Raw genomic sequence first — 26892 nt, forward strand, 5'->3', positions numbered from 1 at the left:
ATAGCTAAGAACGATAGACGGGCAGGTGGTGCGACATCACAGAATGTGAATATGCGCGGTCATTTGTGAAGCGTAGCACACAAACTTAACTTTTCACTCATTTACCTAACATAACAAAAATGTATTGTTGATCACTATTTTTGAGACTCGTCACAGGATGTAACTATAGTGTGGCCTTGATCTCGTTTTCTTTGCGCTTGTTACATAGAATGTGCACGGAAATTAAACCTGCCTCATATTTGGAGCAAATATGGACCGCGTCCTTCATTTTGTCCTGGCACTTGTTGTCGTTACTGCACTTGCATTGCTGGTCAGCACAGACCGCAAAAAAATTCGTATCCGTTATGTTGTCCAGCTGCTGGTCATTGAAGTTTTACTTGCGTGGTTCTTCCTGAACTCAAACGTAGGCCTGGGCTTCGTGAAAGGCTTTTCCGAAATGTTCGAAAAACTGCTCGGATTTGCCAACGAAGGCACGAACTTCGTCTTTGGCAGCATGAACGATCAAGGCCTGGCCTTCTTCTTCCTGAAAGTGCTGTGCCCAATCGTCTTCATCTCCGCGCTTATCGGTATTCTGCAGCACATTCGCGTTCTGCCGGTTGTTATTCGTGGTATTGGTTTCCTGTTATCCAAAGTGAACGGCATGGGTAAGCTGGAATCTTTCAACGCCGTAAGTTCACTGATCCTCGGTCAGTCTGAGAACTTCATCGCGTACAAAGATATTCTCGGCAAGATGTCCCGCAACCGCATGTACACCATGGCGGCAACCGCAATGTCTACCGTCTCCATGTCAATCGTGGGCGCGTATATGACCATGCTGGAGCCGAAGTATGTTGTCGCGGCGCTGGTTCTGAACATGTTCAGCACCTTTATCGTTCTGTCGCTGATCAACCCGTACCGCGTTGACGCCAGCGAAGAAAACATTCAGATGTCAAACCTGCACGAAGGCCAGAGCTTCTTCGAAATGCTGGGTGAGTACATTCTGGCAGGTTTCAAGGTAGCGGTTATCGTTGCCGCTATGCTGATCGGCTTTATCGCCCTGATCTCTGCTCTGAACGCCCTGTTCGCAGCGGTTCTGGGTATCTCCTTCCAGGGCATCCTGGGCTACATCTTCTATCCGGTTGCATGGGTGATGGGTGTTCCGGCTCACGAAGCGCTGCAGGTTGGTAGCATCATGGCCACCAAGCTGGTGTCTAACGAATTCGTGGCGATGATGGATCTGCAGAAGATTGCGAGCACGCTCTCTCCACGCGCGGAAGGCATCCTGTCCGTGTTCCTGGTTTCCTTCGCGAACTTCTCGTCCATCGGTATTATCGCCGGTGCGATTAAAGGTCTGAACGAAGAACAGGGTAACGTGGTTTCTCGCTTCGGTCTGAAGCTGGTTTATGGTTCTACCCTGGTGAGCGTACTGTCTGCTTCTATCGCAGCACTGGTACTGTAACTCACGCCAGAAACGAAAACCGGGAGCCATGCTCCCGGTTTTTTTATGCCTGCAGTTCGCTAAGCGGTGTGGGCTTGCCGATCAGATAGCCCTGCAGATAGTCCACGCCGAAGCGGAATAGCATCTCTCGCTGCTCAGGCGTTTCTACATATTCCGCCACCACGCAGAGCGACTTCGTTTTTGCGAGGTTGCATATGGACTGCACAATCATCGCGTCCATGCTGTCGGTACAAATATCCTTCACAAAGCAGCCATCAATCTTGATGATATCGGCCTCCAGGCGTTTGAGGCGCTCATAGTTGGCGTAGCCAGTACCAAAGTCATCAATGGCGATGCGGAATCCATTTTCCCTCAGCTGCTGGATGTTTTTGATGCTGCTCCCGGAGTTGGAAAACGCCTGCTCTTCGGTCACCTCAATGACCACCGTCTGCGGCGCCACCCCATAGCGTTCGAAAAGCGCGATAATTTCTGCTGCGACCTCATTTTGCATCAGGGTCATCGGCATCAGGTTCACGGAAAAACGGGTTCCGGCATGCGTGGCAGGGCGATCGCGCAGCCAAATCAGCAGATTTTCCACTACGTTCAGGTCAAAGCGGTGGCTAAGGTTGAACTGGGCAATCAGCGGAATAAAGCGATCCGGCGTAATAATTTCCCCGTCACTTTCCAGACGCGCGAGAATTTCGTGATAGCCCTCCCCCTGCGCGTTTCGAATCGGCTGGGCATACAGATGCAGCCCCCCTTCATCGAGCGCGCGTTTGATGCGCGCGAGCATCAGCACTCTGTCCGTTGTTTGCCCCGAGACATCCTCAACGCTGTTGGTTAAGGCCAGAACATTATGCGCAGCGCAGGACTGCTCAGACAGCCAGCTGAGCTGCCCCAGCGTGTGGTGCAGGTTTTCCCCGCTCTCGACTTCGCCCCACGAGGCGCCAAATTCGATATCCAGCCCGGTGTTGTTCCAGTAAATTTTACGGCTATTGAGCCGATCGACCATATGCTGCAGGCGCTCGCCGGCTCCCGGCCCCAACAGCACCAGCACCAGCTCACTTCCGGGTAGCTGAAAAAGGGTCTCATCCTTTTGCAACAGCGGCTGCAGCGAGGCTGTAATCATCTTTTTGCAATGCACCCGCATAAGAATGCCGTAATGGCGGCTGAGGAACTCCAGGTTGTCCATGCGCAGACAGCAGATTTTGGCGTCGGGATGGTCCTGAAGATAATCTTCAAGCGCACGAATATTGGGCAGCCCCGTCAGGGGGTCCGTTAATGCGATCTCCTGCCACCCCTGCTTCATTCGCTCACTCCGCTGGTAGATCCGCGACATGTAAAGCAGACAGATGGCGAACGAGATCAGCACGGACAAAATAAAGGAGAGCGAATGACCCGATTCCACACCGTTGAGAAAATTGTAGTTATAGGTCAAGAGCAGGAGCGCGGATGCCGCCCACAGCAAAGAGATGAGCGCGTAGCTTAGTCGACTGATACCTAGCGTGAAGAGGATAAATATAATCGGCATGAGATATCCCGCAATAATAGGGGACTCAAATGGCGCACATAAAATTGCCAGAATGGTGATTAGCAGCATCAGCAAGATGACTGTAAATAATGATTTCTTATGACAAAAAACTGGCTTCACGCTCCGTCGCCAGAACGTTCTGGCATAGCGGGGATTAATAATCATTCTTAATGGATAATAGAACATCATGGTGAATATCAATGCCGCGCAGATCAGGCTTTGAATATCGACGACGTTGTAAATTGCCGTTCCTTCCCCAAAGAAGGTGGAAATAGTGACCGGGAAATGAAATAAATAGCCTGCGAGATACATCGATATTTTGATGCCTATCGGCACCATAAAACCAAGCCAGAAAATCCGAATCCCGATGTACTTGTTTGGGACGCTGTAGCGCCAGCGCTTGCCCAGCATCAGACGGATCGCCCCACATGCTGCGAAAACTGAAAAAGTCTGACAAAACAATAAGACGAAATAGTGTAGCGGAGCTAAATCAATGAGGAATATATTAGTGATGGTAAAACTTAACAGGATGGGAATAATGGCGCGACGACCAAACAATAAAATAACGGCAAGCATGACGCTGAGTGGCAGCCAGGCCAAATACACATCATGCCCATTAACCATTGCGCGTGGCGAAAGATAGCGGGAAAATGGCACCGCGATCAGGCATAATGCCAGCGAAATCATAAATATCTTTACATTATTGTAAGGTTTTCTTTTCATCAAATTAATTAATCTATTTAACCGCGCATATCATTGACCGGACGGATAATAGGTTTATTAATTGAGCGAATCAAGTTCAAGTCTATTTATAGACTCTTTTATTGATTTGGGTTGAGGTGGGGTATAGAAAACATCCCTTCTACCAACATTACGTTAGCAAGGGTGTTACACAGGCATAAAAAAACCCCCGTCTTTCGACGAGGGTTTAAATTTTGGTGGAGCTAAGCGGGATCGAACCGCTGACCTCCTGCATGCCATGCAGGCGCTCTCCCAGCTGAGCTATAGCCCCACATGTTACTTTACCTACCGCACTCTGTTGGGTTCAGAGTTTGGTGGAGCTAAGCGGGATCGAACCGCTGACCTCCTGCATGCCATGCAGGCGCTCTCCCAGCTGAGCTATAGCCCCGTCGTAAAGCTGTCATGTTGACGGGCGGCATAATATGAATTCCGCCGCAGAGTGTCAACGGCAAAATCAATCACAGCCATTCAATCGCCGAAAAATCATGCAAATAAATCACTTTGCGAGCGTGCTCGCAGCCAGGAGTTAAGCCTGTCACGTTTTCACGTAAAACGGTGCTATAAAATGAACCACTAATTAACCCCATAGATATTCAGGAAATTGCATGATCAAGGAACGAATGACGCCGGAAGAGTTAGCCCTGCTCACTGGCTATAGCCGACAGACCATCAATAAATGGGTACGCAAAGAGGGTTGGATTACGTCGCCAAAACCAGGGGTTCAGGGTGGTAAGGCACGTCTGGTGCATGTGAATGAAAAAGTACGAGAATTTATTCGCAGCGCGCGCAGGGCGTCAGAGACGCCTGACATGCCAGAAAGTGCCTGTCACGAAAGCTCGCTCCATACTTTACTTCTGACGCTGGCAAATGAAATGACGCCGGATGAGCAAAAGCAGATGACATCGCTGCTGCTGCGGGAAGGGATAACCGGATTATTGCAACGTTTAGGGATTCGCGATCAGAACGAATATGAAAAGATTACGCAGTAAAATGACCACGGAAGAGCTGGCCGCAATTTTGGGCGTTGCCAGACAAACGGTTAACCGCTGGATACGCCAAAAAGGCTGGAAAACCGAAGGGATCAATGGTGTTAAAGGCGGACGCGCGCGTCTGATTCATATCGATGTGCGGGTAAAGGAACATATCATGAGCCTTCCTGCCATTCGCAACCGTCAGACGGTCTATCAGGTGGCCGAAGCCCCTACCCTGTACAGGGTCCCTGCGCCATCACAGTTGCGTCCACAGATCGTTAGCGCACTGGAAAATTTGACCGAGGTGGAACAGGATCGCCTTCAGGTGTTACTGGCTCGCGAAGGCATTGAGGGTTTTCTGACGCGCCTCGGTATTGCTGAACTGCAGGCATAAAAAACGGCAGGTCACCCTGCCGTTTGCCCGACTCAGGCTGACTTACTGCTGGCTTTCGCGTTCAGCAATGAAGTCGAGCGCCTTGTTGATGCGCGCTACGCTGCGTGATTTACCAATGGCGTGAACGGTAACGTCCAGCGCCGGTGACTGGCCTGCGCCAGTTACGGCAACGCGCAAAGGCATCCCGACTTTACCCATGCCGATTTCCAGCTCATCTGCTGTGGCCTGAATCGCGTGATGCACATTCTCGGCCGTCCAGTCGGTGATAGCTGCCAGCTTGTCACGCACCACTTCGAGAGGCTGACGCGCAACCGGACGCAGGTGTTTCTTCGCCGCGTCGGCATCAAATGCCTCGAACTCTTCATAGAAGTAGCGGCAGCTTTCCGCCATCTCTTTCAGCGTTTTGCAACGCTCGCCCAGCAGTTTAACCAGATCCGCCAGCTCCGGGCCGGTGCGGGTATCAATGTTTGCCTGCTCAATATGCCACTGCAGATAGGTCGCAACATATTCTGGCGGCATGGTGTTGATATAGTGATGGTTCAGCCACAGCAGCTTGTCAGTATTGAACGCGCTAGCGGATTTGCTCACTGAGTTCAGGGCGAACAGTTCGATCATCTCTTCACGGCTGAAGATTTCCTGGTCACCGTGGGCCCAGCCCAGACGCACCAGATAGTTGAGCAGCGCTTCCGGCAGATAGCCGTCGTCGCGGTACTGCATAACGCTGACGGCACCGTGACGTTTAGACAGTTTTTTACCGTCATCACCGTTGATCATGGAAACGTGCGCGTAAACCGGCACCGGCGCATTCAGCGCTTTCAGGATGTTAATCTGGCGCGGGGTGTTGTTGATATGGTCTTCACCGCGGATAACGTGGGTGATTTCCATATCCCAGTCATCAACCACGACGCAGAAGTTGTAGGTTGGTGAGCCATCGGTACGGCGAATGATAAGATCGTCCAGCTCCTGGTTGCTGAATTCGATCGGGCCACGGATCTGATCGTCAAAGATAACGGAGCCGTCCTGCGGGTTAGCGAAACGCACGACGCAAGGTTCATCTGCTGCATGCTCGCTGTGGTCGTGACGGCAGCGGCCGTCGTAACGCGGCTTTTCGCCGTTCGCCATCTGCTCTTCGCGCAGTGCATCCAGACGTTCTTTGGAGCAGTAACACTTATAAGCCGTTCCTGCGACCAGCATCTCGTCAATGACGGCGTTATAGCGGTCGAATCGTTTGGTCTGGAAATACGGGCCTTCGTCCCACTCCAGGTTCAGCCAGTTCATCCCATCCATAATGGCTTCAATTGCTTCCGGGGTAGAGCGCTCGAGATCGGTGTCCTCAATACGCAGCACGAACTCACCTTTGTTGTGGCGTGCAAAGAGCCAGGAATAGAGAGCGGTACGTGCACCACCGACGTGCAAATAGCCTGTCGGGCTAGGCGCGAAGCGAGTTTTGATTTTCATGAAATGGCCTTACGTTATAAAGATGCCGGCAATCGGCAAATCCTGGGGGAAAAACAATGGGCAATATTCTATCACTGTGGGGCGATTCCTCAATGTTGATCCCCGTATAGCCATAGAGTTTGCTATTTTTGTTTAGAAATCATGCGTCACAGCCCGTTTTGCGATCGTTTTGTTTAATTTTACGACGAACGAATAAAAACTTTAGAAAAGGCGTTGACTCATTTTCAACTCTCCCTATAATGCGACTCCACACAGCGGGGGTGATTAGCTCAGTTGGTAGAGCATCTCCTTTACACGGAGGGGGTCGGCGGTTCGAGCCCGTCATCACCCACCATCTACTTAGGTAGACTCGCAGTGTAGATAAGAATTGAGATTGGGCGATTAGCTCAGTTGGTAGAGCATCTCCTTTACACGGAGGGGGTCGGCGGTTCGAGCCCGTCATCGCCCACCATTCTCACCTTATCGCAGCAGTTCCGAAATGGGCGATTAGCTCAGTTGGTAGAGCATCTCCTTTACACGGAGGGGGTCGGCGGTTCGAGCCCGTCATCGCCCACCATTTCGGGTCGTTAGCTCAGTTGGTAGAGCAGTTGACTTTTAATCAATTGGTCGCAGGTTCGAATCCTGCACGACCCACCAATGTAAAAAAGCGCCCTAAAGGCGCTTTTTTGCTATCTGACGTTCAGAAACCCACCCAACAATAAAACCCCTACGCCGCCGTCAACGTCGCAATCAACGTCTCCACCGCTGGTGTCGCCTGCTTTTCATCATAGACCACATACAAATCTGCCGGTACGCGCACCTGAAGCGGACGAAATACTACGCCCGGCCACTGCATCTGGGCGTAGCTATCTGCCGCGAGCGTAATGCCCATCCCCATGCTGACCATCGCCAGCACGGTTTGCGGCTCAACGGCCTCGCGGACGATCATCGGTGAAAACCCGGCCTGCTGGCAGACGCGATGTAAAAACGCCCAGTCAGAGTGCGCCGACGGCATTGTGACAAAGTACTCATTCTGCAGATCGGCTAGCGCGATGGCGCTTTCGCTTACCAGAGGGTGATCTTCGGGCATCGCCACCAGAAATGCCGCTTCGCGGAGCCGGATGCTGGTAAACCCCGCCGTTGGCTCTGTCGCCATTCGCCAGATCCCCACGTCCAGCTCCCGACGTTCAAGCAGCGCCATCTGCATCACGGGTGATTTTTCCCGAAAAATAACGTCGACGTTAGGGTGTGCTTTAATGTAACCGCGCACGATCGTGCGCACCTGGCTCCACATCGCCGTACCGACGATCCCCAGCTCAATGCGCCCCGCCTCACCCCGGCCAATTTGCTCGACGCGTGCCAGCGCCTGGTTTGTGCTCGCAAGCAGCCTGCGGGACTCTTCCATCAGCACTTTCCCCGCGTGCGTCAGCGCAACGCTTCGCGAGTGGCGGATGAAGAGCAGCGTACCCAGCTGGCTCTCCAGCTCTTTTACATGCAGGCTTAACGGCGGCTGCGACATGTTGAGGCGGGCCGCAGCCCGCCCAAAGTGAAGTTCCTCGGCAACGGCCAAAAAATAACGCAGCAGCTTCAGGTCGGTTCGGTAAACGCGTTCCATCAAAACATACCCTGGCGATAACACAGACACCTCACCTTAAAGCCTTTTGATTATCAACGGGAAAATTTAGTGTACGACTGTGCGCAGCTCGCTGTTTTTCTGCGAATGACGATAGTTGAAGCTGAAATAAAACACCACCGCCAGCCCGAGTGCGTAGGCCGCAAACACCAGCCAGATGGTCTGCCAGTCCTTCACGCCATCCACAGAGAAGTAGTCCACCGCCATACCGCTTAGAATCGATCCGAAATAAGCGCCGATGCCGTTGACCGTGGTCATGAACAGCCCCTGCGCGCTGGCGCGGATATCCGGACTCACCTCCTGCTCCACGAAGACCGATCCGGAGATATTGAAGAAGTCGAAAGCGCAGCCGTAGACAATCATCGACAGCATCAATAGCCCAAAGCCCACCGCGGACGGATCGCCAAAGGCAAATAGTCCAAACCGCAGCATCCACGCGACCATGCTCATCAGCATCACAGTTTTGATACCGAAGCGCTTGAGGAAGTACGGAATGGTCATGATAAAGAACACCTCTGACATCTGCGAGACGGAGAGCAAAATAGACGGATATTTTACGATAAAGCTCTCGGCGTACTCGGGGTTACGGGCAAAATCGTGCAGGAAGGGGCTGCCGAAGGTATTGGTGATTTGCAGCACCGCGCCAAGCAGCATGGCAAACAAAAAGAAAACCGCCATACGGGGTTGTTTAAATAAGACAAACGCATTCAGGCCGAGCTTGCTGACCAGCGTCTGGGACGCTTTGCTCCGGGCAACCGGAATCGCGGGCAAGGTCAACGAATAGAGCGCGAGCGCCAGCGACGCGCCGGCAGCCATATAAAGCTGCACATTGCTTAACTCGGCGCCCATCAGGCTGATGGCCCACATCGCCGCAATAAATCCTACGGTGCCGTACACCCGTACCGGTGGAAAATGGGTCACCGTATCCATGCCCGCCTGCGCAAGACAGGAGTATGAAATCGTGTTCGACAGCGCAATCGTGGGCATAAAAGCCATGGCATTGACCAGCATCACCCAGAACATCAGCCCGGGTTCGTTAACCTGTGCCGCGTAGCAAAGCGCAACTGCGCAAACGAGATGGCAGATAATGTAAGCCCGGTCAGCCCTCAACCATTTGTCGGCAATGATACCCACCAGCGACGGCATGATAATCGCGGCAAGGCCTTTGGAGCTGTAAACCATGCCCACGTCGGAGCCGGTAAAGTGTAGGGTGTTAATCATGTAAGAACCCAGGGTAACCAGCCAGCTCCCCCAGATAAAATATTGCATAAAGGACATCATCTTTAAGCGAGTCGTGATGTTCATAACGCGTTCCTTATCGCAGCGTGGCCCTCGCGGGCCACTTTCTTGTTTTAATCAGGCAACGTGGCGCAGAAAACCGCAGATAAGATTGATAAAGTTCTGGCGGGACAGTTCGGCGGCGGCGAGCGTCTGCTCATGAGAGAGCCTGATGTCGCCGAGGCCTTCCGCAAGGTTAGTAATGGCTGAAACCGCCACGACCTTCAGGCCGCAGTGACGTGCCGAAATCACTTCCGGCACCACGGACATCCCGACGACGTCGCCCCCGATGATTTGCATCATGCGGATCTCGGCGGCGGTTTCAAAGTTAGGTCCAGGATACGAGACGAACACCCCTTCATGCAGCGGGAAGCCCTCTTTCGCCGCGACGGTTTGCAGAACGGCGCGATATTCCGCATCGTAGGCGTTAGCCAGCGAAAAGAAACGCTCACCAAAGCGCTCGTCGTTCAGGCCGACCATCGGCGTGCCCGGCATGGTATTGATATGGTCATTCAGGGCAACCAGGCTGCCCGGCTCGACGTCGGAACGTAACGAACCTGCCGCATTGGTGCTGAAAAGCAGCTCGCAGCCCAGCAGTTTGAAGGTGCGAATCGCATCGGTCATGATGGTCATTCCCCGGCCCTCATAGAAGTGACCGCGTCCTTTCATACAGGCAACAGGCACGCCGGCAAGATGGCCTAATACCAGTTCACCTGCGTGACCGTGAACGGTGCTTACCGGAAAGCCCGGCAGTTTTTCATACGAGATCGCCACCGCGTCATCGATCTGGTCGGCGAGCGCACCCAGGCCAGAGCCGAGGATAAAGGCAACGCGCGGCGTGAAGTTTGGCTTTGCCGCGCGGATGATATCGGCACAGTACCATGGGTTATTTGAGAGGGTCATAAAGGCTCCTTAAAGACGAAAATGGCGATATCACAGATCGCATGACCTACGTCTTATACCTGGAGCCTGCGGGTTATCACCAATACACTTTTCCCGTCCCGGCGATACTCTTTTGCTATTAATGGCACCCGCCCCGCTCAAGCTATCCCTTTTCGTGCCGATATCCCTTATTTATGGCGAAAAGGAACGCAATATGACCACCCTCAAACCGGTATCAACGCTGGCAATGGAAATCGGTAGCGCGGACAATAGCTCGGGCGGAAACGACATCGCTTCCCAGATCAACCGACTGATGAAACAGATAACAAAAGCCACTCAGCAGCTCAAAGAAGTGGCATTGAGCGATGCAACAACTGAAGAGAAACAAAAGCAGCAGGAATTACTCGAATCTCAGCTGGCGATGCTGCAGGCTCAGCTGGCGCAGCTGCAGCGCCAGCAGGCAGAGGAAGAGATGCCAAAACAGGAAAGCGGTCAGACCGTGGCGGAAGGCGTTAACAACCCCTCCGCGGAACATAAGATTGATATCTACATCTGATCGTTAAACAGCGGATCGCGCGTGCGGGCCTCCATCAAACGCTGCGCCTGCATGCGCACCACTTCCCAACACGCCTGCGCGGCGCCCGAAAGCGAACGGTTTTTACGCCGCACCAGCATCAGCTGACGCTCAATGCAGGGCACCAGCCGCTTCACCGCCAGACGACTTCCCTGCGGCAGCGGCAGCGCCAGCGCGGGCAGAACGCTTATCCCAATCCCGGCCTCCACCATGGGAAATAACGTCGCCGGATGGCCAATTTCCTGGACGATGGTCGCATTCACGCCCTGCGCAGCCAGCGCAGCATCAATGAGCGGGCGGCTTCCTGACGCGTAATCCTGTAAAACCAGATTTGCTCCCTGCAGCGCCTGCCATGCGATCTGCGGCTGAAACGTCAGCGGATCGTCATCACGGCAGAGCAATAAAAAAGGCTCTGAGAGGACGACTTCGCACGCCAGATCGCTTGCCGCGCCGGGATCGATAACGATCCCGAAATCCACATCCCCCTGGCGAATGCTCTCCAGCACCCACTGCTGCGGCCTGTCGTGCAGGACAAAATTAATATCCGGATAGCGGTGATTACTCTCGGCAATACATTGCGGGATCAGATGCGCAGAGATCGTCTGGCTCGCCGCCACCCGCACGGTACCGGAAAGCTGCTGGCCAAGGCGGCCCACATCCCGCAGCGTGCTGTTTAGCTCATCCAGCAGCCGCTCCAGACGCACGGCAAGCTGCTGCCCCGCTTCGGTAAGCACAACTTCGCGCGTGGTTCGGTCAAGCAGCCGTACGCCCGTCTGAAGCTCCAGCTCTTTAACGCTGTGGCTCACGGCAGACTGGCTCAGGCCAATCATTTCCCCTGCCCGGCTAAAGCTGCGGGCATGCGCCACGGTAACGAAGACGCGAAGCTGGCGGAGTGAATAATTCATCTGTTTAATTCATGAATGGATGCAATAAATCAATTTTATTTCTCAAATGGATAAAAGCACAATAGCGATATCCGTTTTCAGGAGTCATTATGAAACTCTTCCGTATTCTCGATCCATTTACGCTTACCCTGGTAGTGACCGTTTTACTGGCCTCCTTCTTCCCGGCCCGCGGCGGCTTTGTGCCGTTCTTTGAAGGGTTGACCACGGCGGCCATCGCCCTGCTGTTCTTTATGCACGGCGCAAAACTTTCGCGCGAAGCCATCATCGCAGGGGGCGGCCACTGGCGGCTGCACCTGTGGGTAATGTGCAGTACCTTTATCCTCTTCCCTGTACTGGGCGTACTGTTTGCCTGGTGGGCACCGGTAAACGTCGATCCGGCGCTGTATACCGGCTTCCTTTACCTGTGCATTCTGCCAGCCACCGTTCAGTCTGCGATTGCCTTTACCTCGCTGGCGGGCGGTAACGTTGCCGCCGCCGTGTGTTCGGCGTCTGCCTCCAGCCTGCTAGGGATTTTCGTCTCGCCGCTGCTGGTTGGCCTACTGATGAATATGCACGGCGCGGAAGGCAACCTGGAGCAGGTTGGCAAAATCTGCCTGCAGCTGCTGCTGCCGTTTGTGCTTGGGCACCTGTCTCGTCCGTGGACGGGCGCATTCGTGGCGAAACACAAAAAGTGGATTTCGAAAACCGACCAGACGTCGATTCTGCTGGTGGTCTATTCTGCCTTCAGCGAAGCCGTGGTGAACGGGATCTGGCATAAGGTTGGCGCAGGCTCGCTGCTGTTTATCGTGGTGGTCAGCATCGTTCTGCTGGCGATTGTGATCGCGGTAAACGTCTTTGTGGCGCGCAGGTGCGGCTTCAATAAGGCCGATGAGATTACGATTGTTTTCTGCGGCTCGAAGAAGAGCCTGGCGAACGGTATTCCGATGGCCAACATCCTGTTCCCGACCTCGGTAATTGGGATGATGGTGCTGCCGCTGATGATTTTCCATCAGATCCAGCTGATGGTTTGCGCCGTGCTGGCGCGTCGTTACAAAGCGCAGACGGAAAAGCTGGCGCAGGAAGAGACCCGCGCCGCGAAGGCTTAAGGGCGTTTCAGGGGCTGAACCAGCTGGGTCAGCCCCTCGGTTTTAATCAGAAGCGTGATAGCCATCAGCTCGCCCAGCCGCCCGGCAGGAAACTCATCCTTGCGGGCAAACCACAGCAGATACTCCTCCGGCAAATCAATCAGCCTGCGGCCCTTGTATTTGCCGAACGGCATCTCCGTATTGGCGATCTCAACGAGCTGTTCTTTTTCCACCTTACTCTCCTAACAGGCGCAGCATTTCCGCTTCGTCGATAACCTCAATGCCAAGCTCCTGCGCTTTAGCCAGCTTCGAACCCGCCGCTTCCCCGGCGATGACCAGATCGGTTTTCTTCGACACGCTGCCCGCCACTTTTGCCCCCAGCGCCACCAGGCGCGCTTTGGCATCGTCGCGCGAAAGCTGGCTCAGGCTGCCGGTCAGCACCACGGTCTTACCGGCAAACGGGCTGTCAATCTCTTCGGCGTTAACCACCACCGGCGCGGGCCATTTGATGCCCTCTTCCAGCAGCTTGCCGATCACCTCACGGTTGCTCTCTTCAGCGAAGAAGTTAAATACGTGCGTGGCAACCACGATGCCGACGTCCGGGACTTTCTGCAGCTCGTCGATGCTGGCCTTTTCCAGCGCGTCGAGCGTGCCAAAGTAGGCCGCCAGTCCCGCCGCCGTCGCTTCGCCCACTTCACGAATGCCCAGCGCATACAGGAAACGGGCAAAGGTGGTTTCCTTCGCGGTTTCTAACGCGTTAACCACGTTCTGTGCCGACTTTGGCCCCATGCGGTCCAGCCCGGTCAGCTTGCCTGCCGTCAGCTTAAACAGATCCGCTGGCGTGTGGACGTACTCTTTCTCAACCAGCTGGTCGATAATCTTGTCGCCCATGCCGTCGACGTCCATCGCGCGGCGGGAGACGAAGTGCTTCAGCGCCTCTTTACGCTGCGCGCCGCAGATTAATCCGCCCGTGCAGCGGGTTACCGCTTCGCCTTCCACGCGCTCCACGTCAGAGCCACAGACAGGACAGTGGGTCGGGAAGACGATCTCGCGCGTTTCATCAGGACGTTCGGATTCAACGACGTTCACCACCTGCGGGATCACATCACCCGCGCGGCGAATCACCACTTTGTCACCGATGCGCAGGCCGAGACGGGCAATTTCATCGGCGTTGTGGAGCGTGGCGTTGCTCACCAGCACGCCCGCCACCTGCACAGGTTCCAGACGCGCAACCGGGGTAATCGCGCCGGTGCGGCCAACCTGGAACTCCACGTCGCGGACGAAGGTCATCTGCTCCTGAGCGGGGAACTTAAAGGCCACCGCCCAGCGCGGCGCGCGCGCCACGAAGCCGAGCTGCTCCTGTAACGCAAGGGAGTTAACCTTTATCACCACGCCATCAATGTCGAAACCGAGCGTTGGGCGGTCTTCTTCAACCTTGCGGTAAAATGCCAGCACCGCTTCCGGCGAGTCGCAAAGCTGCACGCGGTTACTTACCGGCAGGCCCCACTCTTTGAACTGCAGCAGACGCCCAAGGTGCGTATCCGGCAGTTCCCCACCTTCCAGGATCCCAACGCCGTAGCAGAAGAAAGTAAGCGGTCGCTTCGCGGTAATGCGCGGGTCCAGCTGGCGCAGAGAGCCTGCCGCCGCGTTGCGTGGGTTAGCAAACACTTTCCCGCCGGTGCGTCGGGCCTCTTCGTTAATTTTCTCGAAGCCCGCCTGCGGGAGGAACACCTCCCCGCGCACTTCCAGACGTGCAGGAATATTTTCACCGCGCAGCTTCAGCGGAATGGCGCGGATGGTGCGCACGTTGGTGGTAATGTCTTCCCCCGTTGTGCCATCGCCTCGCGTGGCGGCGCGCACCAGCACGCCATTTTCGTAAAGAATGCTGACGGCCAGGCCGTCCAGCTTCAGCTCGCAGCACCAGGTCAGCGAGTCCGCGCTTTTAAGCCTGTCCTGCACGCGCTTGTTGAAAGCCAGGAAGCTCTCTTCGTCAAAGACGTTATCCAGCGACAGCATCGGCACTTCGTGGCGCACCTGGCTGAAGGCGCCCAAAGGCTCTGCGCCGACGCGCTGGGTCGGCGAATCAGGGGTAATCAACTCCGGATGCTGTGCCTCTATTTCGCGCAGTTCCCGCATCAGGCGGTCATACTCCGCATCCGGCACTTCCGGGGCGTCCATAACATGATAGAGATATTCATGATGGCGAAGCGTGGTTCGCAGTTCAGTGAGTTGTTGTTCGATTGAGTCCATATCGCACCATCAATGAGAAAAAACCCCCGACATGCGGGGGTTCAGGAGGAGATGAAGTAAACGCGAGGATTACGCGTTGGCTTCCTTAACTTCGCGGATGCGGTCCTGATACTCGCGCAGTTTCTGCGGCGTCATCATACGACGCTGGTCGTCGAGCACCACGCCGCCGACTTCGTCAGCGATGTGCTGAGCGGACTGCAGCATCAGCTTGAAGTTTTGCAGTTCGTCCCCGTAGGACGGCACCTGCATAAAGATAGTCACGCCCGGCGTAACGAAATCACCGGTCATTTCCGGATCGAACGTGCCTGGATTGACCATGTTCGCGAGGCTAAACAGCGCCGGACCGCTTCCGTCAGGGCTCAGGTGGCGATGGAAGATGTTCATGTCGCCAAACTTGAAGCCAGCCTGCTGGATGCTGTTAAGCAGCACGTCACCGTTCAGGTTAGTGCCATGATGCGCGGCCACGTTCATGATAATAACCGCCTCTTTACGCTGCGGTTTCTCAACAACGGGCTCTGGCTCAGCTACCGGCTCAGGCTCAACGTGAGGCGCTGGAGCGGGCTGCGGCGCAGGCTGAACCTGGACAGGCTGCTGCGGCGGTTGCTGAACCGGCTGCGGCTGTGGCTGTTGCACAGGCTGTGGCTGCTGAACCGGCTGGTGCGCTGCAGGCTGCTGGTGAACAGGCTGTTGCGGCGGCTGACGCACCGGCTCTTCCACGGGCTGCGGCGCTGGCTGGCGCGGCTGTGCAGAAGCATACGGCGGTTGATACTGGTGCTGCGGAGCGCGGGGGGCTTCATGCTCCCCATGTGCTGCGCCGGGCGCAGTATTGACCCGATGAACACGAACTTCACCCACGCCGTCGTCGTCGCTTCCGACGATGTCGTCTTCTACGTCATCGTCATCACGACTGGACTTCATGCGCTTCAGTGGGCGATCGCGAAACATAGAAGAGCGCTCTTTACGACTGGTCCAGAAACCATGCACCAGTAAAGCGATTATGGCGATCGCGCCAACAATGATTAATATCAGACGCAAATCCTGCATCATTATATTCTCTGTTGTTCTAACACCTTGCCACCACGGCAAACATTTACTCACTAAGAGTATTTGCCGTTTACGTCAAGTGCAAGTGTGTGCAGAGCATTCACGGCATAAAGATGAACTAAATCGTGCTTTTTGCTGTTTTTTCGAACATTTCCGAACTGGTCATTGGTCCGTAACTGGATAATATAGGCGGGCAAATCCACTGGTTGTGAAAAAAGGAGTACAGCCTGGTTATGGTTTCAACATCTTCTTCTCCCCCGCGCAGCGGCGTCTGGTATTTTTCTCAGGGCTGGAAGCTGGTCTCCCTGCCGGGCATTCGACGCTTTGTTATTCTGCCGCTGCTGATCAACGTTATCCTGATGGGCGGGGCGTTCTGGTGGCTGTTCACCAAACTGGAAAGCTGGGTGCCTGCCATCATGAGCCATGTACCAGACTGGCTGCAGTGGCTGAGCTATCTGCTATGGCCAATCGTGGTGATCTCCGTCCTGCTGGTGTTCGGCTACTTCTTCTCGACGATTGCAAACTGGATAGCCGCACCCTTTAACGGCCTGCTGGCGGAACAGCTGGAGGCCCGTCTTACCGGCGCAACCCCGCCCGATACCGGCATTCTGGGCATAATGAAAGATCTCCCGCGCATTATGAAGCGCGAGTGGCAGAAATTTGCGTGGTACCTCCCCCGCGCGATTGTGTTGCTTATCCTCTATTTTGTCCCAGGCATTGGCCAGACGGTGGCCCCTGTGCTGTGGTTCCTGTTCAGCGCATGGATGCTGGCGATCCAGTACTGCGACTATCCGTTCGATAACCACAAGGTGCCGTTCAAAGAGATGCGCACCGCCCTGCGCACGCAGAAGGTCGCCAATATGCAGTTTGGCGCGCTGACCAGCCTGTTCACCCTGATCCCGTTCCTGAATCTGTTCATCATGCCGGTTGCCGTCTGCGGCGCGACGGCGATGTGGGTCGACTGCTATCGTGCTAAGCACGCGTTATGGAAGTAATGCAAAAATGTGTAAAACAGGGGTGGCTTATGCCGCCCCTTATTCCATACTGATCCCCATTATTTCCTTGCAGCATATAGATATGCGAATTCCTTACTTCCCCATACTTAATCAACAGGTATGCTGGGTCGGTATCCCAATTTCATACAGTTAAGGACAGGCCATGAGTAAGATTTATGAAGACAACTCGCTGACTATCGGTCATACGCCCCTGGTTCGACTGAACCGTATCGGTAATGGACGCATCCTGGCGAAGGTCGAATCACGTAACCCGAGCTTCAGCGTAAAATGCCGTATCGGTGCAAACATGATTTGGGATGCTGAAAAACGTGGCGTGCTGAAGCCTGGCGTCGAGCTGGTTGAACCAACCAGCGGTAACACCGGTATCGCGCTGGCCTATGTTGCGGCGGCACGCGGCTATAAGCTGACGCTGACCATGCCTGAAACCATGAGCATTGAACGTCGCAAGCTGCTGAAGGCGCTGGGCGCGAACCTGGTTCTGACCGAAGGCGCAAAAGGCATGAAGGGCGCCATTCAGAAAGCCGAGGAAATTGTTGCCAGCGACCCGGCGAAATATCTGCTGCTGCAGCAGTTCAGCAACCCGGCGAACCCGGAAATCCACGAAAAAACCACCGGCCCGGAAATCTGGGAAGATACTGACGGTCAGGTTGACGTGTTTATCTCCGGCGTAGGTACCGGCGGTACGCTGACCGGCGTGTCTCGCTATATAAAAGGCACGAAAGGCAAAAAAGATCTGATTACCGTTGCCGTCGAGCCAACCGACTCTCCGGTTATCGCTCAGGCGCTGGCGGGTGAAGAGCTGAAGCCGGGCCCGCATAAAATCCAGGGGATCGGCGCAGGCTTCATTCCAGGCAACCTGGATCTGAAGCTGATTGATAAAGTGGTTGCCATCACCAACGAAGAAGCCATCTCAACCGCGCGTCGCCTGATGGACGAAGAGGGTATTCTGGCAGGTATCTCTTCCGGCGCTGCAGTTGCGGCCGCGCTCAAACTTCAGGAAGATGAAACCTTTACCAATAAGAATATTGTGGTTATCCTTCCTTCCTCGGGTGAGCGTTACTTAAGCACTGCACTGTTTGCCGATCTCTTCACTGAGAAAGAACTGCAACAGTAATGCCAGCATGTTAAAAACGCGTAAAAAAGCACCTTTTTGGGTGCTTTTTTGTGGCCTGCTTCAAAGTTTTACCCCTCCTGCCATTGATTCACCCCGTTGGGTCTGGTATTTAAACCAGCAATTATTTTGAAGCGTGAAATTAATCAGTGAACGAAATAGCCTTGCTGAATCGATTTTATGATTTGGTTCAAGTCTTGCTTTCGCTGCATAATGTTTAATGACGATTGAAACGTCAGCGCTAACAATACAGGCTAAAGTGAAGCCGCCAGGCTAGACTTTAGTTCCACAACACTAAACCTATAAGTTGGGGAAATACAATGTTCCAGCAAGAAGTTACCATTACCGCTCCGAACGGTCTGCACACCCGCCCTGCTGCTCAGTTTGTTAAAGAAGCGAAAGGCTTCACTTCTGAAATCACTGTAACTTCCAACGGCAAAAGCGCTAGCGCTAAGAGCCTGTTCAAACTGCAGACTCTGGGCCTGACCCAGGGAACCGTCGTCACCATCTCTGCAGAAGGTGAAGACGAGCAGAAAGCAGTTGAGCATCTGGTTAAGCTGATGGCGGAACTCGAGTAAGTTTCCGGGTTTTTTTCAATATCAGTCACAAGTAAGGTAGGGTTATGATTTCAGGCATTTTAGCATCCCCGGGTATCGCTTTCGGCAAAGCACTGCTGCTGAAAGAAGACGAAATCGTCATTGACCGGAAAAAAATTTCTGCCGACAAGGTTGATCAGGAAGTTGAACGTTTTCTGAGCGGTCGTGCCAAGGCATCTGCGCAACTGGAAACCATCAAAACTAAAGCTGGCGAAACTTTCGGTGAAGAAAAAGAAGCCATCTTCGAAGGGCACATCATGCTGCTCGAAGATGAGGAGCTGGAGCAGGAAATCATAGCCCTGATTAAAGATAAAGGCATGACGGCCGACGCGGCTGCGCATGAAGTTATCGAAGGTCAGGCAACTGCCCTGGAAGAACTGGATGACGAATACCTGAAAGAGCGTGCGGCTGACGTACGCGACATCGGTAAGCGCCTGCTGCGCAACATCCTGGGTCTGGCCATCATCGATCTGAGCGCGATTCAGGACGAAGTTATCCTGGTTGCCGCTGACCTGACCCCGTCAGAAACCGCACAGCTGAACCTGAACAAGGTGCTGGGTTTCATCACCGATGCGGGTGGCCGTACTTCCCACACCTCAATCATGGCGCGTTCTCTGGAACTGCCTGCCATCGTGGGTACCGGTAGCGTCACCTCTCAGGTGAAAAACGACGACTATCTGATTCTGGATGCCGTAAACAACGTGGTTTACGTCAACCCAACTAACGAAGAGATCGAGCAGCTGCGCGCCGTTCAGGAGCAGGTTGCAACCGAGAAAGCGGAACTCGCTAAGCTGAAAGACCTGCCGGCAATTACGCTGGACGGCCATCAGGTTGAAGTGTGCGCTAACATCGGTACCGTACGTGACGTTGATGGCGCTGAGCGCAACGGTGCGGAAGGTGTGGGTCTGTATCGTACTGAATTCCTGTTCATGGACCGCGACGCGCTGCCAACTGAAGAAGAACAGTTTGCTGCGTACAAAGCCGTGGCTGAAGCCTGTGGCTCTCAGGCGGTTATCGTCCGTACTATGGACATCGGCGGCGACAAAGAGCTGCCGTACATGAACTTCCCGAAAGAAGAGAACCCATTCCTGGGCTGGCGTGCGGTGCGTATCGCTATGGATCGCAAAGAGATCCTGCGTGACCAGGTTCGCGCCATTCTGCGTGCCTCCGCTTTCGGTAAGCTGCGCATCATGTTCCCGATGATCATCTCTGTTGAAGAAGTGCGTGCACTGAAGAAAGAGATCGAAATCTACAAGCAGGAACTGCGCGACGAAGGTAAAGCGTTTGACGAGTCAATCGAAGTGGGCGTGATGGTGGAAACACCTGCCGCCGCGACAATTGCGCGTCATTTAGCCAAAGAAGTTGATTTCTTTAGTATCGGTACCAATGATTTAACGCAGTACACCCTGGCAGTTGACCGTGGTAATGATATGATTTCACATCTCTACCAGCCGATGTCACCGTCCGTACTGACGCTTATTAAGCAAGTTATTGATGCTTCTCATGCAGAAGGTAAATGGACTGGCATGTGCGGTGAGCTTGCAGGCGACGAACGTGCTACACTTCTGTTGCTGGGTATGGGTCTGGACGAATTCTCTATGAGCGCCATTTCCATCCCGCGCATCAAGAAGATTATCCGTAACACGAACTTCGAAGATGCGAAGGTATTAGCAGAGCAGGCTCTTGCTCAACCGACAACGGACGAGTTAATGACGCTGGTTAACAAGTTCATTGAAGAAAAAACAATCTGCTAATCCACGAGATGCGGCCCAATTTACTGCTTAGGAGAAGATCATGGGTTTGTTCGATAAACTGAAATCTCTGGTTTCTGATGATAAAAAAGACTCCGGAACTATTGAGATTGTTGCTCCGCTCTCTGGCGAGATCGTCAACATTGAAGACGTGCCGGATGTAGTGTTTGCTGAGAAAATCGTTGGTGATGGCATTGCTATCAAACCAACTGGCAACAAAATGGTTGCTCCAGTTGACGGCACCATCGGTAAAATTTTTGAAACCAACCATGCGTTCTCTATCGAATCTGATAGCGGTATCGAGCTGTTCGTTCACTTCGGTATCGACACCGTTGAACTGAAAGGCGAAGGCTTCAAGCGTATCGCGGAAGAAGGCCAGCGCGTTAAAGTTGGCGACCCGGTGATTGAATTCGATTTGCCACTGCTGGAAGAAAAAGCCAAGTCTACCCTGACGCCGGTTGTTATCTCCAACATGGACGAAATCAAAGAACTGATCAAACTGTCCGGCAGCGTGACCGTGGGTGAAACCCCGGTTATCCGCATCAAGAAGTAATTCTTGCCGCACAAAGAAATGGCGCCTTCGGGCGCCATTTTTGTTTATGCCGGCAGAATAAGCTCGTCATAGCCTTTTTCATGCGTGTAGACCATCACCTCGGTGACGCGGTCTCCCGCACGACGAATGGCATCCGCAACGGTTTTCCCTTCGACGATGCCGCTTACCAGCTCCGAGCAGAACAGATCGCCCGTCCCCTTCAGATCGGTTTCAACCCGCGGGTGCGCGCTCACCGTGACGCCCTCTTTGGTCACCAGCACCACGTGGATATTTTCCGGGGCGTCGGCGACCGGCGCGCTGGTGATCGCCACCCATTTCAGCGAGTCAGAGAGCAGTCCCTGCGCGGCGGCAATGGCGCTTTCAGGCGTTCGGCACGGCTTACCGCTTAACACCTCAAGCTCATAGACGTTCGGCGTAATGCCCTGCGCCAGCGGCAGCAGATGTTCCCGATAGGCATCCGGGATATCAGGCTTCACGTACATGCCGCTGTCGATATCGCCGATGACCGGGTCGACCAGCACCGGCAGGTCAGGATGCTGCATTTTGACCGCCTTAATCCACTGCGCCAACAGCGCGATCTGGCTAGCGCTCCCCATATAGCCCGTCGTCACCGCCTTCAGCTCGCGTAAAATCTCGCGCTCTTCCAGCGCCTTCAGGTAGCCGCTGAACCACTCGTCGGGGATCACCCCGCCGTAGAAGGTATCGTAGTGCGGCGTGTTGCTGAACAGGACCGTCGGCACCGCCGTGACGTTCAGCTGATGGGTGCGAATATTGGGCACCGCGATGCTGTTCCCCACGCTGCCGTACACCACCTGCGACTGCACCGCGACAATATCGGTTTGCTGCGCCCGGGTTTTATCCCGGAATAAAATCATCTCCATGACGCTTAAATCCCCGCCCCCTGCGAATAACTCTCTTCACCAAACACCCCGGTAGACAGGTAGCGATCGCCGCGATCGCAAATAATCGCCACCACCACCGAACCCGGATTGGCCTTCGCCACCCGAATCGCACCCGCTACCGCGCCGCCCGAGCTGACGCCGCAGAAGATACCTTCACGCACGGCCAGCTCACGCATGGTATTTTCCGCCTCGCGCTGGTGAAGATCCAGCACCTGGTCCACAAGCTGCGCATTAAAAATGCCCGGCATGTACTCTGCAGGCCAGCGGCGAATGCCGGGAATGCTGCTTCCCTCTTCCGGCTGCAGGCCAACAATCGTCACCGCTTTGTCCTGCTCGCGCAGAAAACGCGATACGCCGGTAATGGTGCCCGTAGTGCCCATGCTGGAGACAAAGTGGGTGATACGCCCGTCGGTTTGCTGCCAGATTTCCGGCCCGGTCGTGGTGTAGTGCGCGTAGGGGTTATCGGGATTATTAAACTGATCGAGGAGTTTACCTTCGCCGCGTTCGGCCATTTCTAACGCCAGATCGCGCGCGCCTTCCATCCCCTGCTCTTTGGTCACCAGAATCAGCTCGGCCCCGTAGGCACGCATCGCGGCGCGGCGCTCCTGGCTCATGTTGTCCGGCATCAGCAGCTTCATGCGGTAGCCCTTCAGCGCGGCAATCATCGCCAGCGCAATACCGGTGTTGCCGCTGGTCGCTTCAATCAGCACGTCGCCCGGTTTTATCTCGCCGCGCTTTTCGGCCTGGACAATCATCGACAGCGCCGCGCGGTCTTTCACCGAGCCCGCCGGGTTGTTGCCTTCGAGTTTGACCCAGATTTCGCTGCCGTTGTCCGGCCCCATGCGCTGAAGCTTGACCAGAGGAGTATTGCCGATGGTGTGTTCTAATGTATTCATGATCGCTGTCCAATAAAAAGCCCGGTGGCGCTTCGCTTACCGGGCCTACAGACGTCATATTGTAGGCCGGGTAAGCGCAGCGCCACCCGGCAAAACTACGTAATCCTAACCTATCAGGCTGACTCCGCCAGAGCAATATCCTCGCGCGTCTCGATACGCTCGTTGCCGTGATAAATGCGGGCATGCTGCAGCCCAACAAACAGACGCTCGCCCCGGTGCGGCGGCACGTCGTCGCGCATCACCACGGTCAGCGGCTCGGTATACCAGCCCAGCGGCTGTACCACCAATTGGGTATAGTGGCCTTTAGGGCTAGCTTCCAGCACCTGCACCGGCAGCGGTGAATCCAGGCTGGTTCGGCGGCTCACGTCCACTTCCCACGGACGCAGGAACAGATCGACCGGACCCTGATGCGCCGAGGTGTAGCCCAGCGGCCAGCGGTGCGCGCCGACGTGGAACTGGCCGCCGCGAATGGTGCCCTGCAGACGGTTCACCTCGCCCATAAACTCCAGCACGAAGCGGGTGGCCGGTTCACGCCAGAGCTGCTCAGGCTCGTCCACCTGCTCGATGTTGCCCTGGCTCATCACCACCACGCGATCCGCAACTTCCATCGCCTCTTCCTGATCGTGGGTCACGAAGACGCTGGTAAACTTCAGCTCCTCATGCAGCTGGCGCAGCCAGCGGCGAAGCTCTTTACGCACCTGGGCGTCCAGCGCGCCGAAGGGTTCGTCCAGCAGCAGAATTTGCGGCTCAACGGCCAGCGCGCGCGCCAGCGCCACGCGCTGCTTCTGCCCGCCGGAAAGCTGCGCAGGAAAACGGTCCGCCAGATGGGCAAGCTGCACCATCTCCAGCAGTTTGGTTACTTTCGCCTTAATGGCTGCCGCATCCGGGCGCTCGCGACGCGGCAGTACGGTCAGGCCAAACGCAATGTTGTCGAACACGGTCATATGGCGGAACAGCGCGTAGTGCTGGAACACAAAGCCAACCTTACGGTCCCGGGCATGCAGGCGGCTTACGTCGGTACCGTGAAAGCGGATATGTCCGCTGGTCTGATGCTCAAGCCCGGCGATAATACGCAGCAGCGTGGTTTTGCCCGAGCCGGACGGCCCCAGCAGCGCTACCATTTGTCCGGAAGGGATATCCAGCGAGATATCATTCAGCACCTGGGTGCGACCAAAAGACTTCTTAATATTGGCAATCTCAATGCTCATGATTTCCCTCCTGATGCTGACGTTTTTCCTGATTCTCTAAACGCCACTGCACCACACTCTTCAAAAACAGGGTCAAAATGGCCATCAGCGTCAGCAACGCTGCGGCAGTAAAGGAGCCGATGGTGTTGTAGTCCTGCTGTAGCAGCTCAATCTGCAGCGGCAACGACAGCGTTTCACCACGAATGGAACCGGATACCACCGACACGGCCCCGAACTCGCCAATCGCGCGGGCGTTAGTCAGCACCACGCCGTAAAGCAGCGCCCAGCGGATGTTCGGCAGCGTCACGCGCCGGAACATCTGCCAGCCGGATGCGCCCAGCAACACCGCGGCTTCGTCTTCGTTACTCCCCTGGCTTAGCATCACCGGCACCAGCTCGCGCACCACGAACGGACAGGTCACAAAGACCGTCACCAGCACCATGCCCGGCCAGGCGAACATGATCTGCAGGTTGTGTTCGTCCAGCCAGCCGCCCAGCGGGCCGTTGGAGCCGTAAAAGAGCAGGTAAACCAGACCCGCGACCACCGGCGATACCGCAAAAGGAATATCAAGCAGGGTCAACAGCAGCTGGCGGCCCGGGAAATTAAAGCGCGTCACCAGCCAGGCCAGCAGCACGCCAAAGACCAGGTTCACCGGCACGGTAATCAGGGCAATCATTACCGTCAGCCAGATGGCGTGCAGCATGTCCGGATCGGCCAGGTTTTGCAGCGCGGGCATGATCCCTTTGCTGAAGGCCTGAACAAAGATGTACACCATCGGCACCACGAGGATAAACGCCGAAACCAGTACCCCGGTGCCAATCAGAAACCATTTTCCCCAGTTAATACGGGGTGCGTCATAGCGCTTCAACTGCGTCACTTCCGCCATTAATGACCTACCACGCGTCGACCAAAGCGACTTTGCAGAGTGTTAATTGAGAACAGCAGCAGCAGCGACGCGGCCAGGATCACCGAGGCAATCGCGCTCGCCGCCGGATAATCAAACTCCTGCAACCGGACGAAAATCATCAGCGAGGTCACTTCCGTTTTCCACGCGATATTCCCCGCGATGAAAATAACGGCCCCGAACTCGCCGAGGCTACGGGTAAACGACAGCGCCACGCCCGCCAGCAGTGCCGGAGAGAGCTCTGGCAGGACAACCTTGCGGAAGCTCTGCCAGCGCGTGGCGCCCAGCGTTTCCGCTGCTTCTTCGTATTCCGGACCGAGCTCTTCCAGCACCGGCTGCACGGTACGCACCACAAACGGAATGCTGGTAAAGGCCATCGCCACTGCGATACCGAGCCAGGTGTAGGTCACTTTGATATCAAACTTCGCCAGCCATTCGCCGTAAAAGCCGTTCACCGAGAACAGCGACGCCAGCGTTAAGCCCGCCACCGCCGTCGGCAGCGCAAACGGCAAATCCATTAACGCATCGAGCAGCGTGCGGCCCGGGAAGCGATAGCGGGTTAAGATCCACGCCATCAGCAGGCCGAAGACGCCGTTGAAGATCGAGGCCACAAACGCCGACAGCAGCGTGACCTTATAGGCCGCCACCACCTGCGGGTTGGTGACCACGACCCAATACTGCGCCCAGCTCATTTCAGAGATCTGGACCACCAGCGCGCTGAGCGGTAACAACAAAATCAGACAGACGAACAGCAGGCTGGTCCCGAGGCTTAGGGTAAAGCCCGGCAGCACGCGTCTGGAGGACACTGCAAACATTACTTACGCCCCGCCGCCAGCAGTTTGTCCAGCTCGCCGCCGCTGGCAAAATGCGTTTTCATCACCTCAGGCCAGGCGCCAAAATGGTCTTCCACGCGGAACAGGTCGGTCTGCGGGAATTTGTCTTTAAGTTTATTCATCACGTCCGGGTTGTTGACGCGATAGTAATAATCGGTGATCACGGTCTGCGCCTGCGGGCTATACAGATAGTTCAGGTAGGCTTTCGCCGCCTTCTCGGTACCGTTTGCCTGTACGTTTTTATCCACCCACGCCACCGGGAACTCGGCCAGGATATTGGTTTTCGGGATAACGACCTCGAAGCCCTGCGCTTCATACTGTTTACGGATGTTATTCACTTCCGACTCGAAGCTGATCAGCACGTCGCCCAGGCCGCGCTCGGCGAAGGTGGTGGTTGCGCCGCGGCCGCCGGTATCAAACACCTCGACGTTTTTCAGGAACTGGGTCATGAACTGCTCGGTCTTCGCTTTATCGTTACCGTCAGCTTTATCCGCCGCGCCCCACGCCGCCAGATAGGTATAGCGCGCGTTGCCGGAGGTTTTCGGATTCGGGAAAATCAGCTTCACGTCAGAACGCACCAGGTCGTTCCAGTCGTGGATATTCTTCGGGTTGCCCTTACGCACCAGGAAGCCCATGGTGGAGTAGAACGGCGAGCTGTTGTTGGGCAGCCGGCTCTGCCAGTCCGCCGGGATCAGCTTGCCTTTGTCGTGCAGGATCTGCACGTCGGTCACCTGGTTGTAGGTTACCACGTCGGCCTTCAGCCCCTGCAGGATCGCCAGCGCCTGCTTGGACGAGCCGGCGTGGGACTGCTTGATGGTCAGCTTGTCACCGTTGTTATCTTTCGCCCACTGCTGTTCAAACTGCGGGTTAAGGGCGGCAAACAGCTCGCGGGAGACGTCATAGGAACTGTTCAACAGCTCGGTTGCCTGCGCCTGTGCCACCAGCAGTAAACCTGCCAGCGCCAGAGATCCTTTTTTCAGTACAGTAACGGCCATTGCGCACCCTTATAAATGTGATGACTA

The 26892-nt window shown here is 55.2% G+C and carries 25 protein-coding genes and 6 tRNA genes; 14 read left to right on the top strand and 17 right to left on the bottom strand.

Features of this window, described 5'->3' with window-relative positions; translation table 11 throughout:
• Positions 1-250 precede the first annotated feature (250 nt).
• A complete protein-coding gene (gene nupC, locus VPX56_RS15835) occupies positions 251-1438 on the top strand; it encodes a nucleoside permease NupC (RefSeq protein WP_131634807.1) in 1188 nt (395 codons plus the stop codon).
• Between the two features lie 43 nt (positions 1439-1481).
• Here nupC and VPX56_RS15840 read toward each other — a convergent pair whose 3' ends face one another.
• The 3 genes from VPX56_RS15840 to VPX56_RS15850 all read right to left on the bottom strand — a co-directional run bounded on the left by VPX56_RS15840 (position 1482) and on the right by VPX56_RS15850 (position 4077).
• A complete protein-coding gene (locus VPX56_RS15840) occupies positions 1482-3671 on the bottom strand; it encodes a sensor domain-containing phosphodiesterase (protein ID WP_131634943.1) in 2190 nt (729 codons plus the stop codon).
• A 213-nt stretch (positions 3672-3884) separates the two neighbouring features.
• A tRNA-Ala gene (locus VPX56_RS15845) sits at positions 3885-3960 on the bottom strand.
• Between the two features lie 41 nt (positions 3961-4001).
• Positions 4002-4077 (bottom strand) — tRNA-Ala (locus VPX56_RS15850).
• A gap of 217 nt (positions 4078-4294) precedes the next feature.
• On the opposite strand from VPX56_RS15850, the gene VPX56_RS15855 reads away from it, so the two are divergent.
• Both VPX56_RS15855 and VPX56_RS15860 read left to right on the top strand, forming a co-directional pair.
• Positions 4295-4678 (top strand): YfeC-like transcriptional regulator, encoded by a 384-nt coding sequence (locus tag VPX56_RS15855; RefSeq protein ID WP_131634806.1) that lies wholly within the window; start codon positions 4295-4297, stop codon positions 4676-4678.
• The gene (locus tag VPX56_RS15860; RefSeq protein WP_131634805.1) at positions 4659-5054 is read left to right on the top strand and encodes a YfeC-like transcriptional regulator; all 396 of its coding nucleotides are present in this window, start codon (positions 4659-4661) and stop codon (positions 5052-5054) included. Before VPX56_RS15855 ends, VPX56_RS15860 begins: the two co-directional genes overlap by 20 nt.
• Before the next feature lie 42 nt (positions 5055-5096).
• Here the strand turns inward: VPX56_RS15860 and gltX are convergent, their stop codons facing one another.
• Entirely contained in the window at positions 5097-6512 is a 1416-nt protein-coding gene (gene gltX / locus VPX56_RS15865; protein WP_131634804.1) for a glutamate--tRNA ligase, read from the bottom strand.
• A gap of 258 nt (positions 6513-6770) precedes the next feature.
• Between gltX and VPX56_RS15870 the strand changes: the two genes are divergently transcribed.
• The 4 genes from VPX56_RS15870 to VPX56_RS15885 all read left to right on the top strand — a co-directional run bounded on the left by VPX56_RS15870 (position 6771) and on the right by VPX56_RS15885 (position 7148).
• Positions 6771-6846, top strand: a tRNA-Val gene (locus VPX56_RS15870).
• 41 nt (positions 6847-6887) lie between these two features.
• Positions 6888-6963: transfer RNA gene (locus VPX56_RS15875), tRNA-Val, on the top strand.
• 29 nt (positions 6964-6992) lie between these two features.
• Positions 6993-7068 (top strand) — tRNA-Val (locus tag VPX56_RS15880).
• A 4-nt stretch (positions 7069-7072) separates the two neighbouring features.
• Positions 7073-7148: transfer RNA gene (locus VPX56_RS15885), tRNA-Lys, on the top strand.
• A gap of 70 nt (positions 7149-7218) precedes the next feature.
• Here VPX56_RS15885 and VPX56_RS15890 read toward each other — a convergent pair.
• From VPX56_RS15890 to xapA, 3 genes are all read right to left on the bottom strand, one after another.
• Complete coding sequence (locus tag VPX56_RS15890; protein ID WP_131634803.1) at positions 7219-8106, bottom strand: LysR family transcriptional regulator; 888 nt, start codon at positions 8104-8106, stop codon at positions 7219-7221.
• A 66-nt stretch (positions 8107-8172) separates the two neighbouring features.
• On the bottom strand, positions 8173-9429 hold the full coding sequence (locus tag VPX56_RS15895) for a nucleoside permease (protein WP_326467557.1): 1257 nt from the start codon (positions 9427-9429) through the stop codon (positions 8173-8175).
• A 51-nt stretch (positions 9430-9480) separates the two neighbouring features.
• On the bottom strand, positions 9481-10305 hold the full coding sequence (gene xapA / locus VPX56_RS15900) for a xanthosine phosphorylase (RefSeq protein WP_131634802.1): 825 nt from the start codon (positions 10303-10305) through the stop codon (positions 9481-9483).
• A 193-nt stretch (positions 10306-10498) separates the two neighbouring features.
• Here xapA and VPX56_RS15905 point away from each other — a divergent pair, with 193 nt between their 5' ends.
• Positions 10499-10840: a FlxA-like family protein gene (locus tag VPX56_RS15905; RefSeq protein ID WP_131634801.1), complete on the top strand. Its 342-nt coding sequence runs from the start codon at positions 10499-10501 to the stop codon at positions 10838-10840.
• Here VPX56_RS15905 and VPX56_RS15910 read toward each other — a convergent pair.
• Positions 10831-11763 (bottom strand): LysR family transcriptional regulator, encoded by a 933-nt coding sequence (locus VPX56_RS15910; RefSeq protein WP_131634800.1) that lies wholly within the window; start codon positions 11761-11763, stop codon positions 10831-10833. The genes VPX56_RS15905 and VPX56_RS15910 overlap by 10 nt on opposite strands.
• A gap of 89 nt (positions 11764-11852) precedes the next feature.
• Here VPX56_RS15910 and VPX56_RS15915 point away from each other — a divergent pair, with 89 nt between their 5' ends.
• A complete protein-coding gene (locus VPX56_RS15915; RefSeq protein WP_326467561.1) occupies positions 11853-12848 on the top strand; it encodes a bile acid:sodium symporter family protein in 996 nt (331 codons plus the stop codon).
• On the opposite strand, the gene VPX56_RS15920 is transcribed toward VPX56_RS15915, so the two are convergent.
• The 3 genes from VPX56_RS15920 to zipA form a co-directional block, all read right to left on the bottom strand.
• Positions 12845-13060 carry a DUF3820 family protein gene (locus VPX56_RS15920; protein WP_003861328.1) on the bottom strand — a complete coding sequence of 72 codons (216 nt, stop codon included), beginning with the start codon at positions 13058-13060 and terminating at the stop codon, positions 12845-12847. The genes VPX56_RS15915 and VPX56_RS15920 overlap by 4 nt on opposite strands.
• A 1-nt stretch (position 13061) precedes the next feature.
• Positions 13062-15077: an NAD-dependent DNA ligase LigA gene (gene ligA, locus VPX56_RS15925; RefSeq protein ID WP_131634798.1), complete on the bottom strand. Its 2016-nt coding sequence runs from the start codon at positions 15075-15077 to the stop codon at positions 13062-13064.
• Between the two features lie 69 nt (positions 15078-15146).
• The gene (zipA, locus tag VPX56_RS15930; RefSeq protein WP_131634797.1) at positions 15147-16124 is read right to left on the bottom strand and encodes a cell division protein ZipA; all 978 of its coding nucleotides are present in this window, start codon (positions 16122-16124) and stop codon (positions 15147-15149) included.
• Positions 16125-16354: 230 nt separating this feature from the next.
• On the opposite strand from zipA, the gene cysZ reads away from it, so the two are divergent.
• From cysZ to crr, 5 genes are all read left to right on the top strand, one after another.
• Positions 16355-17116: a sulfate transporter CysZ gene (gene cysZ, locus VPX56_RS15935; protein WP_131634796.1), complete on the top strand. Its 762-nt coding sequence runs from the start codon at positions 16355-16357 to the stop codon at positions 17114-17116.
• A gap of 163 nt (positions 17117-17279) precedes the next feature.
• Positions 17280-18251 carry a cysteine synthase A gene (gene cysK / locus VPX56_RS15940; protein WP_006176601.1) on the top strand — a complete coding sequence of 324 codons (972 nt, stop codon included), beginning with the start codon at positions 17280-17282 and terminating at the stop codon, positions 18249-18251.
• A gap of 317 nt (positions 18252-18568) precedes the next feature.
• Complete coding sequence (ptsH, locus tag VPX56_RS15945; RefSeq protein WP_000487600.1) at positions 18569-18826, top strand: phosphocarrier protein Hpr; 258 nt, start codon at positions 18569-18571, stop codon at positions 18824-18826.
• A gap of 44 nt (positions 18827-18870) precedes the next feature.
• Positions 18871-20598 carry a phosphoenolpyruvate-protein phosphotransferase PtsI gene (gene ptsI, locus VPX56_RS15950; RefSeq protein ID WP_131634795.1) on the top strand — a complete coding sequence of 576 codons (1728 nt, stop codon included), beginning with the start codon at positions 18871-18873 and terminating at the stop codon, positions 20596-20598.
• A 40-nt stretch (positions 20599-20638) separates the two neighbouring features.
• Positions 20639-21148, top strand: coding sequence for a PTS glucose transporter subunit IIA (crr, locus tag VPX56_RS15955; RefSeq protein ID WP_003861316.1), 510 nt, complete (start codon positions 20639-20641; stop codon positions 21146-21148).
• 44 nt (positions 21149-21192) lie between these two features.
• Here crr and pdxK read toward each other — a convergent pair whose 3' ends face one another.
• The 6 genes from pdxK to VPX56_RS15985 form a co-directional block, all read right to left on the bottom strand.
• On the bottom strand, positions 21193-22029 hold the full coding sequence (gene pdxK / locus VPX56_RS15960) for a pyridoxine/pyridoxal/pyridoxamine kinase (RefSeq protein ID WP_326467572.1): 837 nt from the start codon (positions 22027-22029) through the stop codon (positions 21193-21195).
• A 5-nt stretch (positions 22030-22034) separates the two neighbouring features.
• Complete coding sequence (gene cysM, locus VPX56_RS15965) at positions 22035-22946, bottom strand: cysteine synthase CysM (RefSeq protein ID WP_326467574.1); 912 nt, start codon at positions 22944-22946, stop codon at positions 22035-22037.
• A 113-nt stretch (positions 22947-23059) separates the two neighbouring features.
• Positions 23060-24154: a sulfate/thiosulfate ABC transporter ATP-binding protein CysA gene (cysA, locus tag VPX56_RS15970; protein WP_263609798.1), complete on the bottom strand. Its 1095-nt coding sequence runs from the start codon at positions 24152-24154 to the stop codon at positions 23060-23062.
• Positions 24144-25019: a sulfate/thiosulfate ABC transporter permease CysW gene (gene cysW, locus VPX56_RS15975; protein ID WP_326467577.1), complete on the bottom strand. Its 876-nt coding sequence runs from the start codon at positions 25017-25019 to the stop codon at positions 24144-24146. Before cysW ends, cysA begins: the two co-directional genes overlap by 11 nt.
• Positions 25019-25852: a sulfate/thiosulfate ABC transporter permease CysT gene (gene cysT, locus VPX56_RS15980; RefSeq protein ID WP_326467579.1), complete on the bottom strand. Its 834-nt coding sequence runs from the start codon at positions 25850-25852 to the stop codon at positions 25019-25021. The genes cysW and cysT overlap by 1 nt, the downstream gene beginning before the upstream one ends.
• Positions 25852-26865 carry a sulfate ABC transporter substrate-binding protein gene (locus VPX56_RS15985; RefSeq protein WP_263609796.1) on the bottom strand — a complete coding sequence of 338 codons (1014 nt, stop codon included), beginning with the start codon at positions 26863-26865 and terminating at the stop codon, positions 25852-25854. The genes cysT and VPX56_RS15985 overlap by 1 nt, the downstream gene beginning before the upstream one ends.
• Positions 26866-26892: the final 27 nt, after the last annotated feature.

The sequence above is a fragment of the Enterobacter wuhouensis genome, assembly GCF_035835995.1.
GTDB classification, from domain to species: domain Bacteria; phylum Pseudomonadota; class Gammaproteobacteria; order Enterobacterales; family Enterobacteriaceae; genus Enterobacter; species Enterobacter wuhouensis.

Coding starts and splice junctions, on each gene's coding strand:
- nupC (WP_131634807.1), top strand. CDS start 251: ATGGACCGCGTCCTTCATTTTGTCCTGGCACTTGTTGTCGTTACTGCA.
- VPX56_RS15840 (WP_131634943.1), bottom strand. CDS start 3,671: ATGAAAAGAAAACCTTACAATAATGTAAAGATATTTATGATTTCGCTG.
- VPX56_RS15855 (WP_131634806.1), top strand. CDS start 4,295: ATGATCAAGGAACGAATGACGCCGGAAGAGTTAGCCCTGCTCACTGGC.
- VPX56_RS15860 (WP_131634805.1), top strand. CDS start 4,659: ATGAAAAGATTACGCAGTAAAATGACCACGGAAGAGCTGGCCGCAATT.
- gltX (WP_131634804.1), bottom strand. CDS start 6,512: ATGAAAATCAAAACTCGCTTCGCGCCTAGCCCGACAGGCTATTTGCAC.
- VPX56_RS15890 (WP_131634803.1), bottom strand. CDS start 8,106: ATGGAACGCGTTTACCGAACCGACCTGAAGCTGCTGCGTTATTTTTTG.
- VPX56_RS15895 (WP_326467557.1), bottom strand. CDS start 9,429: ATGAACATCACGACTCGCTTAAAGATGATGTCCTTTATGCAATATTTT.
- xapA (WP_131634802.1), bottom strand. CDS start 10,305: ATGACCCTCTCAAATAACCCATGGTACTGTGCCGATATCATCCGCGCG.
- VPX56_RS15905 (WP_131634801.1), top strand. CDS start 10,499: ATGACCACCCTCAAACCGGTATCAACGCTGGCAATGGAAATCGGTAGC.
- VPX56_RS15910 (WP_131634800.1), bottom strand. CDS start 11,763: ATGAATTATTCACTCCGCCAGCTTCGCGTCTTCGTTACCGTGGCGCAT.
- VPX56_RS15915 (WP_326467561.1), top strand. CDS start 11,853: ATGAAACTCTTCCGTATTCTCGATCCATTTACGCTTACCCTGGTAGTG.
- ligA (WP_131634798.1), bottom strand. CDS start 15,077: ATGGACTCAATCGAACAACAACTCACTGAACTGCGAACCACGCTTCGC.
- zipA (WP_131634797.1), bottom strand. CDS start 16,124: ATGATGCAGGATTTGCGTCTGATATTAATCATTGTTGGCGCGATCGCC.
- cysZ (WP_131634796.1), top strand. CDS start 16,355: ATGGTTTCAACATCTTCTTCTCCCCCGCGCAGCGGCGTCTGGTATTTT.
- cysK (WP_006176601.1), top strand. CDS start 17,280: ATGAGTAAGATTTATGAAGACAACTCGCTGACTATCGGTCATACGCCC.
- ptsH (WP_000487600.1), top strand. CDS start 18,569: ATGTTCCAGCAAGAAGTTACCATTACCGCTCCGAACGGTCTGCACACC.
- ptsI (WP_131634795.1), top strand. CDS start 18,871: ATGATTTCAGGCATTTTAGCATCCCCGGGTATCGCTTTCGGCAAAGCA.
- crr (WP_003861316.1), top strand. CDS start 20,639: ATGGGTTTGTTCGATAAACTGAAATCTCTGGTTTCTGATGATAAAAAA.
- pdxK (WP_326467572.1), bottom strand. CDS start 22,029: ATGGAGATGATTTTATTCCGGGATAAAACCCGGGCGCAGCAAACCGAT.
- cysM (WP_326467574.1), bottom strand. CDS start 22,946: ATGAATACATTAGAACACACCATCGGCAATACTCCTCTGGTCAAGCTT.
- cysA (WP_263609798.1), bottom strand. CDS start 24,154: ATGAGCATTGAGATTGCCAATATTAAGAAGTCTTTTGGTCGCACCCAG.
- cysW (WP_326467577.1), bottom strand. CDS start 25,019: ATGGCGGAAGTGACGCAGTTGAAGCGCTATGACGCACCCCGTATTAAC.
- cysT (WP_326467579.1), bottom strand. CDS start 25,852: ATGTTTGCAGTGTCCTCCAGACGCGTGCTGCCGGGCTTTACCCTAAGC.
- VPX56_RS15985 (WP_263609796.1), bottom strand. CDS start 26,865: ATGGCCGTTACTGTACTGAAAAAAGGATCTCTGGCGCTGGCAGGTTTA.